This window comes from Ruminococcus sp. YRD2003 (assembly GCA_900109435.1).
GTDB classification, from domain to species: domain Bacteria; phylum Bacillota; class Clostridia; order Oscillospirales; family Ruminococcaceae; genus Ruminococcus; species Ruminococcus flavefaciens_G.
Genome location: FNZT01000007.1, coordinates 72,534 through 88,388 on the forward strand (window position 1 = coordinate 72,534; position 15,855 = coordinate 88,388).

4 protein-coding genes are annotated in these 15,855 nt (G+C 49.9%); all 4 read right to left on the reverse strand.

What is annotated here, in order from left to right; all coding sequences use genetic code 11:
* Positions 1 to 42: 42 nt before the first annotated feature.
* The 4 genes from BMX22_RS06615 to BMX22_RS06630 are packed head-to-tail and all read right to left on the reverse strand — an operon-like array spanning position 43 to position 15,852.
* A complete protein-coding gene (locus tag BMX22_RS06615) occupies positions 43 to 7,203 on the reverse strand; it encodes an RICIN domain-containing protein (protein ID WP_074741695.1) in 7,161 nt (2,386 codons plus the stop codon).
* On the reverse strand, positions 7,200 to 7,499 hold the full coding sequence (locus BMX22_RS06620) for an STAS domain-containing protein (protein WP_074741696.1): 300 nt from the start codon (positions 7,497 to 7,499) through the stop codon (positions 7,200 to 7,202). Before BMX22_RS06620 ends, BMX22_RS06615 begins: the two co-directional genes overlap by 4 nt.
* A gap of 1 nt (position 7,500) precedes the next feature.
* The gene (locus BMX22_RS16395; RefSeq protein ID WP_074741697.1) at positions 7,501 to 11,814 is read right to left on the reverse strand and encodes a VirB4 family type IV secretion system protein; all 4,314 of its coding nucleotides are present in this window, start codon (positions 11,812 to 11,814) and stop codon (positions 7,501 to 7,503) included.
* 42 nt (positions 11,815 to 11,856) lie between these two features.
* Positions 11,857 to 15,852, reverse strand: a complete 3,996-nt coding sequence (locus tag BMX22_RS06630) for an Mbov_0396 family ICE element transmembrane protein (RefSeq protein ID WP_074741698.1) — start codon at positions 15,850 to 15,852, stop codon at positions 11,857 to 11,859.
* Between the last annotated feature and the right edge of the window lie 3 nt (positions 15,853 to 15,855).

Genomic DNA, 15,855 nt, shown 5'->3' on the forward strand with positions numbered 1-15,855 from the left:
CATACCTGTCTTGAAGCAGCTTTCAGACCGTGCTGCCTTTTGTTATTCCGACTGTTCCTCGGGCTCGGTTGTGTCCTCGGGGTTTTCCTCGGTATCAGGCTCTGTAGGTACCGTGACAGCTTCAGTTGTTGTCTCGGCAGGAGCCGTTGTCTCGGGCGGAGCCTCTGTTTCCGCAGTTGTCGTTATCACTGCTGTGGTAGTTGTTGTCTCGGCAGTGGTAGCTGCGGTCTCCGTCGTAGTTGTTGCGATTTCGGTTGTCGCGGTAGTTTCGGGCTTCGGACGAACCATAACGTATATCTCGTCTCTAACGTACTTGTTATCCTCAGAATATACGCTTATCTGATAGCTCTTTGTTTCTCTTGTTTCATTCTCATCAGGAGTGAACCAGAACTCCGTATCCGTCTTATTTGATACGAAAGTTATGGGAGCCTTTACTTTGACGCCGTTGACTATCTCATATGTATCAACAGCATACTTTCTTTCGCCGCCCCTGATCTTAACAGTTATCTTAGCTACATCTCCGCTCTCTATCGTTGCAGATGCGAAGTGGTTCGTTGAAGGAGTGACCACACCGTTTGCGAACAGCTGAGTTGACATTGAAACGTCATACAGTGCTATCTCGGTACCTGCTGTGCTCTCCTTGAGCTCCTCATCAATAAGTCTGTCAAAGGTTGAGTAAGGTTTGATGCTCTTGTCGATTCCGAGAGTTCCGCTGAACTGCTCGAGATACCACATAGCGTCGACATCTCCGCCTCCGTACGGGCATACCCAGATGCTCTTGATCTCATCGCATTCGGGCAGGAAGAGCTTTACGGTCTTCCATGAATCCGTCTCGAACTCACGCACAAACTTCCAAGTATTATTGGTCGAGTTCGCAATGGTATTGTCGTTATCGTTTTCTGTCACGGCATTCGGTGAGGTATCGGTAAGCTGGATAAACCGTCTCAGGTCGGAGATCTGATACGTCTGCGCCGCACCCATCTGGTCGGTGTAATAGATGGTCGCACGAACAGGTGTGGTCGTTCCGCTTTCAACGCCCTTCATAGCCTTTGCCGTCTTGAATCTGATACTGAGCGGTGCAACACTGCCCTCGCCCGTTGTACCCGCTGCAAGGTCATACTCCATAAGCGCGTTCTTGATGTCAAACGAACCGTTGGACGAGTAAACTCCGCCTATCATCGTACCCGAAGCATCATTTGCGCTGCTGTTCCTGTAGTTGACAGCCATTGAGCCCTTGACCTTCGCGTTGACATTGTTGCCGAACGAAGCTATCTTGTATCCCTTGATATCCTTGACATACGGTATATCGAACGGTACATCTATCATCATGCCTGGATATATCTTGTTTATGCCAATATCCGTCAGGTAAATGTACGGCGAATAATACTCCGTATTGCCTGGATCGAGAGTTGAAGTGTATCGCATAGCTATCGCGATGTTGCTTGTCTTTGAGTTTGTATCGGTCGTCGCGAACAGTGCAGCCTCGGTCGAATCCTCCGAAAGTGAAAGTGAAACGACCTGCTGCATCGGTTCATATACCGTTGTGTAGTCATCGGGTGTCTTGGTGATACCGAGCAGTCCCGATTCTCCGTGGAACTTGAAGTGATACGTGTTGATAACAACACCGTCTCTTACCTGCTCAACTATAGCGTAATCGAATAAAACGTACTGATCTCTGCACTGTATACCCATCTTCACAAGGTTATTCATGCTCGGAACAGACATACCCTTCGTATAGAATACTGCATCAGCCGTACCGCTGTTTGCTACGCTGAGCGTGCTCTGCTTAGCCTGCATTACCTGTGAATAAGGCACCGTATACTGTACCGCTGTCTTAACGGCAGTGTTGGTGATGTTAAGGCGTTCGGGGTCCTCGGGATAGATGTAGATATTCAGCTCATCGTTGGTCGAATCGGGAAGTCTCGAAACAGAAGAGAGCTCCGTCTTGTAGTTGATCCAGTCGATGATGTTCTCGTTGAAGTTGAGCTTGAGGCTCTGCGTTGTACCCGCAGGCAGGAAGAGCTCTTCCCTCTTGCGTTCCTTTCTGTTTTCACAGAAGCCCCTGGTCTCCATTGTGCGGTAATACTCGCCGTTTGAATTGAGCGTTACTATTCCGCCGTCCTTGATAATTCTTGATATGCTCACCGAGCCGATCACCCATTTACCTGGTTTGTTGTTGCGGCTCGTCGCATAGAACGTAATAGATGAAAGGCTTTTTGCATTCGGCAGCGACGGAAGCATAAATCTGTCGGTATGATTAGGTCTCAGCATCCACTGCGGGTCTGATATACACCCCATATTTGTGAACAGCGAAGCATTCGAGCCGTCACTTGCCGCCTCAGCGACACGCGGCGCCTTGTTCATATACTCAGCCATTCGCTTTACAACATCGAAGCTTGCCGTCTGCGGCTGTCCGTCAATGTCGATATATTCGAGGTCGCAGGCGATGCTGCCCTCGACCTGGAGATAGTCGGTATCCCACGGGAGAGTGTTTATCTCTGCGAGGAAATTAACTACCGTCTGTTTGTAGGAAATGCCTACTGTTTTTGATATATTGCCTATCGTACGTCCCGAGCGTCCCTGAATAGAGGAATCCTCGGCACTGTCGTGATAGTCGATACCGATCCAGCCCACGTTGTCTGCGACGTACTGTGTTGAAGAATCGCCGTATACGCGCTCGGTGACAGTGATCTGCTCGATATTGAGCTTATCGAAGATATCGCTGTCCTCCTGAACGTCCTCGGGAAGGATGCGTATCGAGGTCAGCTCGCCGTAATCGCGGTTGACCGAGATAGAGAAGGTCTCGCCCATACCCGCGCGGAATCCGTCAGATGAGAGCTGCTGGTTCGCGAGCACGAGGGCGCTGCCTCCGTACTTGAAAAGGAGCTGGAAGTAGAAGTAGTTCTTCGAGCCCGAATCGCCGTTGACATTGCCTGCGGTCGGGTCGTCCGCGACCTTGACTATCAGGTCGAAGGTCTTGGAAGTACGTGTATAGCCGTAATCTCTTGAAGTGTACTCATACGGCATCGAATAGCGTACATCATCGAAGTTAAGGTCCTCAGACCTGATCACCCTGCCTCTGCCCGACGAGAAAGTTACCGACTGTCCCGCAACGATGAGAGACTTCGAGTCCTCGTCCTTGTACTTGAGCGGGAACGGCGGGATAACGGTCATTACTACCTCTCTTGCCACATAGTATGCGGAATGATCTCCGTCTGCGGTATAGGGATTGAGGTCAGTTGCATACGGTACTACCGCATTCGGGTCGAGCTTGCCGCCGTTTGTCGGGTCTTCTGTTTCTTCCTCAACATAAGAGGTCATCTTTTCGGCGTACCATCTCTGTTCCCTTTCGCCTGTGACAGTCCACTGATTGATATCATCTCCGACTCCGACGAGCTTTTCAGCCTGTACGCACGAACCCTCGTCTGTACTGCCTGTAATGAACATAAAGGTTCCGTCGGTGAAGCTCTTTATTTTGAAGGTCTGGTTTTCGGTGCCATTATTTGTAAAGAGGAATATGTTTGCTCCGTCTTCCTTTCCGCCCGAAGCCTGCCTGTCGAGGACGAAGTTCTCATCATCGACACATACGAACTGGAACCAGCCGTTATCGAGCTCTACAGCCTTGAAAGCTGCCGCTTCGTTCTGCTCTGCCTGGAAAACATTGTTTCTGTCGGAAGGCTTGCCGCTGTACGACATATACAGGTCTGTCTGCTGATTTCTGAAATAGAGGATATCGCCGTTGTTTATCTGGTCAACAGTCTCATACTTTCTGACTGTCCTTGCCTCTATTTCTGCCTGACGGGCTTTTTCTTCTTCCTCTCTTGCTTTTTCATCTGCTTTGCGCCTTGCTTCGGCAGTGGCAGGTGTAATGACGTCAACGCCGTTTATCTCGATATACCAGTGCTGACTGTCAGTATTGAGTGAGGAATGGGTCGTTTCAACGTTGGCGCCTGCCTCTGTTGCTCCGTCCTTTACGTCAAGGTTGAAGCCGCCGCTGCTTGTTTCGATAGTAAATGTGCCGTCTTCACTATCATGGATCCTGAACAGCATTAAATTGGAGGGTACTCTTGCGATCGCAGTCTCCGCATTGTCATCACTCGGAGCCTTGATATAATTCCTCGACACTTTATCTCCATTCATCATCTGGAACGCTGCAAAGTCTCCGTTTTTACTTACCTTATAGTAAGTACGATCCTCGGCTGCTGCCTGAATGATATTGATATTATATTTATCAGAGTCCTGATCGGCAGCCAGATACAATCCGCTGTTCTTATTCCTGAACGAGATGATATCGCCGTCCTTAATCTCTGAATAGGACTGTGCAGCAGGAGTTTCCTCATCGGCTGCCGTGTCTGAAGCGGTTCCTTCGGCAGGTGGCACGTATGAGCTGTCGTGTATGATATCAACATACCACTTCTGGAAATCATAACTGCCCGAAGCAACCATTCTTGGCATTCCGCCGATAGTATTCTGTATAACACCGGGTTTGCCATTTACAAAATCACCTACGTCCAGACAGGATCTTTCGCCTGTACCGCCAATAATAATAGTAAAGGTACCATCACGGTTTTCCTTTAACTTGAATTTCTGATTGTCGGTCTCAGAATTCTTGAAAAGGCATACTGCAGCATCGTCCGCTGTATTATTTTCTCCCTGTCTGTTAAGACAGAACTTATCGTCCTGAGACGTTATGAACTGATACCAGCCATCCCCTACGGATTTCAGCTTGAATGTAGCGTTATTACTTGTATCCAAGTATACTTTCTTTCCGTCGGAGGGCTCGCCATCGTATGCTATATATTTGTCATCAAATACAGACCTTAATCTGACATTATCGCCGTCCTTCGGGATTTCAACATTGATATCCTCCGTGTCCTTTATGGTATTAGCCGTTAAGTCGACATTGGCAGGATCCACAAAGTTGTACCTTCTGCCTATCTTGTCGATGACCGCGACAGAAACGCTGTCGACCTGCCACTCGTCGCCGCTGTAGCTGTCTACCGAGAGTTCTATTCCCGTAACAGCCACGACATCATCGAGCTGAACAGGGAATTCAACGATATTGTTCTCGGCAACTCCGTGCAGATAAGCGTAATCACTCGTCGCGCTTTTGTCGGACGGCCAGTAGCCGAGATAGTTCATTACCTCGTCCTTTACATTATAGAGACGCGTAGTGACTATATCACCCGAGCTGTTCTGATACGAGAGCTTGACATAGGTCTCGCCCGCCGTACCCGCGCCGACTATATTATCGGTCTTTATGCGTACCATAAAGCTGCCTGACATATTATAGCCTATAAGTGGATTATCGGGGTTGTAAGCCTTCATCGAGAACGTATCCGCTGTTCCCGAATTAAGGACGAAGCCTGTTTCCTTGGTCGTGGTGCTGTAGTACAGCGGAGCTTCACTTTTAAACGCAAAGCCTGTAGTGTAGCTGTACCACTTCTTTGAATTGCTCGTAACATCGGGAGTATTTCCCATTACGCAGATACCGTCGTAAATGGATATGCTTGAGAGAGCTATATCGTCGTTATCGAGCTGATATATCAGATCGCTGTAATTCCCGATTTTTTCTTTTTCGCTCTGTATGCTGTTCTGGATACTGTCTATCTTGGTATCGTCCTGCTCGCTCTGAGAACGCGCCTCTTCCAGTTCGGCTTCCAGATCCTCGATCTTCTTCTCGGGGCAGAGCTGAATGCTGCCTGTCTCCTTCAGTCTTTCACGAGCCTTTGAACCAACGTATAATTTTGTGGATATCAGCGACTTGAATTCGGGCAGACACGCCGTGAATGCCACGGTATCCCCGCGCTGACACAAGCCCACGGATCTGACATTTCCGATGCCTTCCACTTTACCGCCTTCGGCATTGGTCATGCTCAGATTCTCAACATTGTAGAATTCATACTGTCCGAGAACTGACAGCAGGAACGGCATAGTAACATTTCTTGTCCAGCCGTTTATATCCTGATACTCTATCTCGACAGCTATATGCTCAAGATTGAGCTTTGCGGCGGGGCTGAGGTCTGACGGGTCGTTCTTGAGATAGGTCTCGATCCCTGATTTCAGTTCGTCGGCTATGTCCAGCCTTATCGAATAGAGATCATCGAGAGGGTTATCTATGTGAGCGTCGTCAAAGTTTGTATTCAGCTCGAAATATATCGAATCGCTTCCGCCTATATTAATAAGTGTATCACTGACAGCCGAGAGAGTGAGCGTACCCTGCTGCTTCTTTTTCAGTTCACAAATCCTTGTTCTGTCCATAGCAAGGAAATACTTTCCTGTATAGAAGCCGTACTCACCGTAATAGGTCTGGCTGTTCACCTTGCTTACTTCTATGCCCTGCACGGTCCACGAGCCCTTTGAGAGGAACGCCTCTACGCTCGTTATCTTTGTCAGACCCTTCGGTGCATAGAACATAAAGTCATCGACTGTCCATGAAGCAAGAGCTTTTGTTGCAGGCTCTGTCTCCTCGGAATAATTGAAATTTTCAAGTGCAGAATGCTTTTTTTCCAGCTCATCCATCTGAGTCTTAGCCGCATCACTGCTTGTAGTCAAGCCTGTGATGAAGTCATGCGTAGCTTTGAGTGAATGAGTTTTCGGGAAGATGTACTTCGACTGCGGATTACCCTTTTTGTCGATGTACCTAACCACAAAGTATTCAACATTTGTACCAGGGTTCATACCCGTCGAGACTGTCAGAGTGTAATACCCTTCCTCCATAGGAGTGGCTGTTGACAGTTTGCCGACAGCCTTGGAATAATTCCCCTTGTCGGGCACGGTAACGTCTATCTTTTTGTTTTCTTCCTTCTTTACTTTTTCGGCGAACTCGGGCTCGTCCCACGGCTGCGCAGCCTCCATCTGGAGTATCTGGTCACCGACATAGGCAACAGGTCCTGAAGGGATAGTAGTCACGCTCGTAGTGGTATACTCCTCAAAGCCCGCAGCTCTGGCAGCAGTTGTCTGTGTAGCTTCCTGCGTGAGCTCGTCATCCTCCACAGCTGTACCCGTGACTTTACTGAAATTTGACTTATCGTCATCCTTTCCTTCATCAGTCGCAAGTGCGCTGAAGGTATAGGTCTTCATCGGCTTTGTCTTGCTTCGATGCAATGCCTCATACCCCTCGGGTACACCGAGTATGCCCGCCGCCAATGCCAGTGCTATAAAGCGTTTGGCGGCTTCCTTATAAAAGTTCAACATTTTCATTTTACGTTCAATATCTCCGTAAATCCAGTCATTTCAAGCACTTCTTTCACATATGGCGGCACATTTTTGAGAATGAGCTCGCCGCCGTTGCTGTGCAGCTTCATGTATGTCTTTTTAAGCACGCGAAGTCCCGCGCTCGAAATGTACTTTAATCCCTGCATATTAAGTGTCAGGTCCTTGAAGCGGTCGGCAAGCTTGAGAAAAAGCTCGCAGACCTCATCTGCATTCTTGGTCTCGAGTCTTCCCGTGAGAATGAGCTCGCCGTTTTCACCACGGTCGATAAGCTTGATATCCATATTATCTCCTCTTTCTTGCCTTCTTTATATAGTCTGTGAGGTCGTCGAGCGTTACCTCCATAGTAACGACATCTATCTCCTCCATACGCTCTACGATGTCCATCTCGCTGTAGCTTCCGAGCTGTTCGTCGAGCAGCGCCATAATATCGAATTTAGGCGTAAAGCCTTCCTCATCGTTGTCCTCGAAGTCGTCCTCGCCGCTGATGACCTCTTCATCCTCGTCGAAGTCATCATCTTCTTCAAAGTCAAAGTCCTCGCCGAGGTCAATGTCGTCCTCGTCGTCATCTTCGTACTCGTCGTAGTCTGAGTCCACTTCATCGTCTGAACCGTTCTCGCTGTTGTAGAATCTGAGTGCCTCTTCATCGTGATCCGACAAATAATCGCGGCTTTCTCTTATATCTTCATACTCGTCGGTCTCTTCGTCATCGTCGGACTCGTCGTCGTAGAAGCTGAACTCACCGTCATCGTCGTCTTCGGATCCATCGTCCTCAAACTCTTCATCCTCATAGTCGTCGTATCTGTCGAGATCACTGTTCATATCGTCGTCCTCATACTCATCTTCTTCCTCTTCATCCATGTCGAAGAAGTGATATTCGTCTTCGTCATCATCTTCATCTTCGTCCTCATCGAAGAAGTTGTAATCATCGTCATCATCTTCTTCATCGTCGAAGTCGTTATCATCGTCGAGATCGTAGTCCTCGTCCTCGTCGTCATCATAGTCGAAGCCATTATCATTTTCCGCATCATCATAGACGCCTGAGTCGGGCTCATCGTCCTCGTCATAGCCGCCGAAGCCCTCATCGGTGCTTTCAGGCTGCTCGGACATCTCTGTGGGAGCCGCCTCCTCCTCTGAGAGTATAGGATCGAAATCCCACGGGTCGTCCGACCGTTTCACCTGAGCAGTCGGAGCAGCCTGAACTGCCGACATCTCACGCTTGACCTCCGCACGTACTGCGGCAAGGATAGCACCGATATCGAGCATAGGCTGGACTGCCTGCTGGGCGGGCTGGACAGGCTGGACCGTTGCAGGATAGCCTGTGTGGTGTTCTCTGCTGTGAGGTCTCTCATTAGTAATACCCTCATCAGCTTCATCAGGTTGCGTGTCGACCTCATCAAAAGTGATGCCGCCGCTGCTCTCCTCCTCGGAGGTCTTGTCTGAATACAGGCTGTCTGCCTCTTCAGCAGTGATCTCGCTGAATGTGAAGCCCGATTCTCTGAGCTCCTCATACAGCTTATCGAACTCGTTATCATCCTTCCTCGCGGGAGCGTTGATATCGTGTATCTGACGGCTGTTACCGATGAAGTCCTCCCAGTTCACAGCTCCCTGCTCGCCGATGAAGTAGTGGCTCTGATAGCTTGGCTGCTCGAACATCTCGACCATGGACTGCGGCACATCGACCATAAAGGACGAACGGCTCGTCGGGCTCATAATGGTGAATGCCATACCTCTCGGAGCGGTAACGATCTGTTCCTGCTCCATTTCGTTGATACCGCCTGCCTTCTCGTAGAGCTTGCAGAGGTCGTCCATATCATTAGGTGAAAGTCCAAAAATAAAGCTGTACTGACACGCGTTTATGATAGCAGTGGATTTACGTGCTATCTCCTCGCTTCCCACGAAGTCCTTGATGTTCTGTGTTATTACTATCTGCATACCGTTGTACTTACGGATACGCTTAGCGAGCTGGAACATGAAGTCGAGCGCAACGGGGAACTTGGTGTCGATGAAAACGTGCGCCTCATCTATTACGACTACGACCTTGCGCTTCAGGTTGTACTTGCGGTTATAGTCGCGGTTCTTGATTATCTCGTTGTCAATATACTTGAGTACCAGCAGCATCTGTGCGTTCGCGATGGTGGTATTGCGGTTCGCAAGCAGTGACTGGAAGTTGAATACCGAGAAATTCTCATCCGTTGTGATAGATGACGGACCGTTCCAGATATTGGCGTTTCTTCCGCCTGCCGCGAACTTCGATACATAGTTCACAAGGGTCTGGAGCATCGTTCTGAGATATTCGTTGTTCGTGCGCTCGAATTCCTCGAGCACAACATCGTACAGGTCGTCGAATATCGGGTAGTCCTTCGCTGTAAGCTTTGAGAGGTCGGTCTCGACCGTTATACCCGCGTTCATATACATACGCTCGACGAGCGAATTGAGGTACTCAAGTGCCTCCTTGTCGATATCGGGGAGTATCTGCTTGAAGAATTCCTCGAGGAACTGGAGATGAGCCGCAAAGCTTCCGCCTGTTTCAGCCTCACTTGCTTCGTCGTCCTCAAGAGTTGTAATGATGTGGAAGGGGTTCAGACGTCCGAACTTAGCATTTCCGACGTTGATGACCTTGCCGTGGAGATTATGCGCAAGCTCAGTATACTCGTTCTCGGGGTCGAGAATGAATATCTTCGAGTCCTCTGACGCCATATTCGTGAGTATCGACTTTGTTCCGTACGACTTACCAGAACCTGACTTACCGATGATGACCATGTTGGAATTGACACGCTCGGAGTCACGGCGGAAGAAGTCGATGAATACGGGCACGCCGTCCTGCGTACCGAGGCGTATGCCGCCCTCATCGGAAACGCGGGCATATATCCACGGGAACATTGCGGCGATAGTGCTTGAAGGCATACCTCTGCCATCCTTCAAAAACGGGTCATAGCCCGAAACCTGCGAGCCGATAAAGCCCTGTATCTGGTTGAAATCGAGAGCATTGAGCCTCATGCCCGTCTCCTGCCAGCTTCTGCGGACAGCCTTTTTCATATCCGCGATAACGGGAAGGTCAGAGTGCTTCACAGCCTCTGCATCTATCTCTCCTGTTCTTACCGAGTCATACATCGTGATGTAGATGTTGACGCTGAGCAGCGACTCGTTGTCCTGCTGCAAGGTCGCAAGCAGGTGGCTGAGGGTCTCTATGTGTGTCTGGAGCTCGATTATCTTTGAGTCGATATTCGTGTTGTTGTACTGACCGCGCAGCTCCTGCAAGGAGTGGTCAATAGCACGAATAGACTTTGTACGATCCATGGGCGTAGCTTTGACTACGACCTTGGTACCTGGGATAGACATTACACCCGCAAGCCATGCATCACCGACAACAGCAGGATACTTCACAACTCTCATCTCATGCGTAACTATCTTGTTGATGCGCGCATACCTTGAGTTGAAATTCACACTCTCGGGCATAGCCCAGATGATGTAATCCTTGGGGTCTATCTTGTCTATCTCGTGCTCGTCAAAGTCAAGGGAATTGGTATATTTAAGAAACACCGCAAGCTCCTTGTCTTCCGTGAGTCTGCGAACGACGAGCTCCCCCTGCCGGAGAGACGCCAGAGCAGCATTCGTATCGACAAGAAGCTGTCTCTTATCAATGTTGAAGAGCGCGAGGTAATAGAAGGGCTGGATGACCCTGTTTGTATAGCACAGGTCTCTTACACCATTGATACGGTCATATTGGATCTCTATTCTGCTCTGGAGCTCCGCCTCGGTCAGCAGACCGTTCTCATAAGAAGCTCTGAGCTCGTCTAATTTATCATACTCTTTTTCGAGATATTTGTCATAAACTATGGGACGCTCTATCTTGATAATATTTGCGGCGTAGTCGTCGCGGACAGAGCGCAGTATCTGACCGAAGCAAGAATCTATTGAATTGCTGCGGCGATGCTGACTGAAGAAGCGGAACTCTACAGGGTCTATCTCGATGACAGTACCGTAGTATTTGCCGTTGTACTCGACAAAGCCGTCAGCGATACCTGTAAACGGGATGAGCTGCTCCATGCCGCTCTCCTTCTTATAGTTCTCCCTGCTTTCAGCCTTATTCTTCTTTTTGGCTTCACTTTTCTCCTTGCGCTTTTTCCAGACCTCGTTCTTCTTTTCGTCGCCGACGTCGCTGCTGCTCAGGAGCTTTTCCTCTTCCTTGTGCTGTTTTTTCTCATTCTTGATCTTGTCTATCTTCTCGGAGACAGAGAGCACCTCTGAGCCCTCGACCTTTTCGTCGAACCACTCATTCCACTGCTCTCCCTTTTTGCCCTTCCGGGTATCTGCGACGAGATGAGCATCTGTGAAGATACGCCAGAAGTGCTTGGGATAGGCTAAATATCTCAGAACATTGAGCATTATCACATAGTTCGGCTCAGTGTCGAGACGGAAGATGAGCCATGCGCCTGTGATGAGGATAGCGATGGCTATAATTACGCGAAAAGGAAAGGTCGAAAGAAGAACAAGGGTCACCAAAGCGAGCGTAATGATCCCGACGATGATATCGCCGAGTGTTACGCCTTTGAATAACTCTATTTTGACCTTAGTTTTACCTGGGATCAGCCTCATCTTTTGTTCCCTTCCTTTTCGCGTGTAAAAGTGTTTCCTTTTTTAGCTGTTTCTGTTTGTGTTCTGATTCTTCGGCGGATCGTTTGAAACGTTGTTCGCCAGATCATTCAGTATACTGTTTCCGCTGTTGCTCTTCGGGTCTACCGATGGTCTCGTCAGCGGAGGCGGTGAGCTCAGAGGAGTCGTGTTCGGAGTCGAGGGTTGATTCGTATCATTTGAACTCTCGCTCGTCGTGGTGCTGCCATACTGCGGAGGCGTATAATCTCCAAAGCTGTCATCATCGTCGTCCTCATCATCGTCTTTCTTATCATCAAGCTTGTTGAACATCGGCTGATTGTTCGTAGGAACTGAAGAACTGCTGCCCTTTTTATCATCATGAACATCAAAGAGCCAGTCGCCGAATTCCTCAATGGTGGAGCCGATGCCCTCGACAGCCGATACACCGACTGAAGCAGTCGTTTTGACAGCGCCGTCAGCCTTGTCGCCGACCTTGCTCCAGAAGCCCTTTTCATCCTTGCCGTTCTTCTTATCATCGGAATCGTCTGAACCGCCGCTTGACGAACTGTAATTCGGAACGACATTCTCGTTCTCAGGTATCACGCCGCCGCCCTGGTGCGGGAGCTTCTGCTCCGTAGCCTCATCCTGAGCCGAATTGAGCGGATTGATCGGCGGGCGGGTGTTGTTTGTCTGCTGTGGAGTAGTCTGTCCCTGCTGAGCGGGCTTAGGCGGCTGAGCCGTACCCGACTGATTTGTGGGCATAGAGCCTGTAAATGGTCTGCTCTGCTGTGTACTTGTACTTGTGCTTGATGAAGAGGGTCTGCCCTGAGTTGTATTCGCGTTCGTCGAAGGAGTTCTGCTCTGATTTGTATTCGAGCTCGTCGAAGGAGTTCTGCTCTGATTTGTGTTCACGCTGCCTCTTCTTGGCGGAGTCTGCGTAATCGCTTCTGAAGAAGGCTGAGTCTCCGATGTCTGTTCGCCGCCCTGATGATCTGTTGCAGACGACTGAACGCCGCCCTGCTGTGTCGGCAGGCCCATAGCGTTTGCTGCAAGATTCACTCCCGCATTCAATACATCGCCAACTACTCCGAGCGGAGACTGTCCGCTGCCCTGCTGGTTTTTATCCTGCTGACCTGATGAAACAGGACCACTTTCCGATAAAGATGATGTTTCCATAACGTTTGCAGCCAGATTTGATGCTGTATCCACTATGCTGCCGATGCCCGACTGCGACTGAGGAAGATTCCCCTGACTGTTGCTCGTGGGATTTGTATTCTGCGTATTTGACGTTGTGCTCGGAGCCGGAGATGGCGGATTCTGAGTATTCGACTTCGGCGGATTCAGAGAAGGAGGAGCAGAAAGAGGTTTGTTTCCTGAATTGCTGCCCTTGTCTCCGTCCTCGCTCTTGGTACCGAGCGACCTCAAGCCCTTGCCTGCCCAGCTCTCGGCGCCGCCAACAACTCCTGTAACGCCCTTGGTCGTGCCGCCTGCTAAGGTTCCTGCGCCCTTCACTACATTGCCGAGTTCAGTACCTGTCATTTCGTTTATTGCGTCGCCTGCTAACTCGGTTCCTGCCTCTACGATTCCGCCGCCGAGTTCACCCGCAAACGATGTAACAGCTCCAAGGCCCTGTAAGGCATATCCCGCAGCTGTTGCAACACCTCTGCCGAACGCAGCCGCATTGCTGTCGCCGCCGTCACCCGCGCCCGAACCCGAGGAGCTCGCGCTGCCTGACGAGCTGCTGCCTGAACCTGAGCCCTGCTGGCTGAGATTGCTTCTGTTGGGCAGGTTCGTATTATTCTGCGCACTGCCCTGCTGGCTGACATTGCTTCTGTTGGGCAGATTCGTATTATTCTGCGTACCGCCCTGCTGATCGTTCTTATTCTGAGGACCGTTCATAGCCTCATCAGCCTTATTTGCACCATCAGCAAGTGCCTGCGTAGGATTCTTTATCAGGTCGCCTGCATTTGTGCCTGTAACAGTATTGACAGTTTCTCCTGCAAGCTGTCCTGCCGCGTTAACAGTATTTGCGACACCTGTAAGAGCTGCACCCAGCATCTGAGTGCCGAGATTGCCTTTCTGCGGACCGTTCTGTCCGCTGCCCTGTCCGCCTCCTTGTCCGCCTTTACGCGAAGGCGGAGGATTCTTCAGGCCGCCGGAGCCGTTTCCACTGCCATTGCCGCTTCCGCCGCCCGAGCCGATAAGCGAGCTTGCGCTCTGTCCATTACCGCCGCTATTGCTTTTAAGGAAGCTCTCGCTCGCGCCCGAGTTGATATTCTTGGTAGAATCCTCGCCTGAGCCCAATCCGCCGAGCTTTTCGCCTGCCCAGCTTGCTGTGGACTTGCTGCCCTCGTACAAACCGCCGAGCAGACCTTTGTTTCTGAGTGTACCTGCAATGCCGCGGCGACCGTCGTCGTCACTTGCACCGACAAGTCCGCGCCAGCCTGTCTTGACTGTGCCCTTACCTACCTTCCATGCACCCTTGAGACCAAGCTTGCCGGCAGCAGCACCGAGGCCGAGAGCGCCCTGTGCCATACCCATCATCTTGCCGCGTACGTCGTTTCCGACATCGCCTGCGAAGAGTGACTGCTGTCCTGCCGAGTCAGCGAGGATACCTGTGAGAAGTCCGTTAGCTCTCTGAACGGCGATAACGCCTGCCCAGATAGCGATGAGCTTGCCGAGCATATCAAGGTAGATATTTTCCGAGAGCTGTAGACTCGGGCTCATGATAACAGGCACGAATATCAGGAACAGTCGCATTGAAATGACCGTCGCGAATACCGAGAATGCCTGAATAATGAACGCCGTTACCCACTGCTTGAATTTTTGTCCGTCGTCCATAGGCATGATACCTATGATAGGAGGAGCTATGATGTAGAGGAAGAGCAGGTTGAATATTCGTACTATACATGATACGATGATGATACCCATATTGATTATCAGCACGAAGCATGAGAAGAATACGACAATATAGTTCGTCTTTTCGTACGAGATATCGAAATCCTGATTGACCTGGTCGAGGTCGTAGGCGTCCTTGATACCGTAATAGTAGGGCAGACGGCAGTTATCGGTGAACTTTGGCGCCTTATTGAACGCTTCGTTTCGGGCTGCTGCTGTCTTACCTATACCCATTGTACCGATGAGGAATACCACACGTCCGAGGTCGACGTCCTCGTTCTTGAACTTGTAAGTCCTGTCATAAGACTTGAGCGCGTGAAAGCTCGGGTCTGTTTTCATAACAGTCATACAGTTGCTGAGCGAATTTGCAATAGCCTCGTTGTAGACATCCACGGGAGCCTCGGTGTTATAATTCGCAGCAGCGGCTATATCCTGCAATACCGACTGCCACGTATTGACTGTCTTGCCGTTTGAATCAACGGTCTCGTAGTAGAAGTCGAAAACACCTGTGTCCGCAAGATAGCGGAGGTCTCCGCGTATCTCGTTATAGCAGGTATTGAGGTTATATCGGTTCTTGTACGAGGGGTTGAGCGAATAGTTTCCGACGGTATTGAATATACGCGCCATAGCCGCGAACTGCTCGTCCGTGAAGTCGATATGAGGCTTCAGAGTGTTATCTTCGCCGTCATCAAAAGCCTTAGTTACCGATGTCATAAGAACATTGGTAAACGCTACGACTACCGTCATACTGAAATGAAGGCAGAGTATGATCAGGATACTGCGGAACAGGCTGCGGAGTATCTGTCCGTATGTAGACTTCATTTTGTCGTCCACATCGAACAGTTTTCGTATGACCGCTATTATCGAGAACATAAACGCAAAAGTTATTCCGATAGCAGCCATTCCGCGGAAAACACCCGCAATAGCCGAGTTATTGAAGAACACCTCTATCAGATAGGGGTCGTCGTCTCCGTATTTTACAGTGGCAGTTCCGGAAAAAATGCCAAAAAGCTGCTGTAACCAGTCGATAAACTGGCAGACTAATATTTCGATAGTATATAACGCTTTATGTACAAAATTGTACATGACATAGTCAAAGCCGCTTTTTATGACGCTGCCAAAATCTATATCTAAGAAATCCATAAA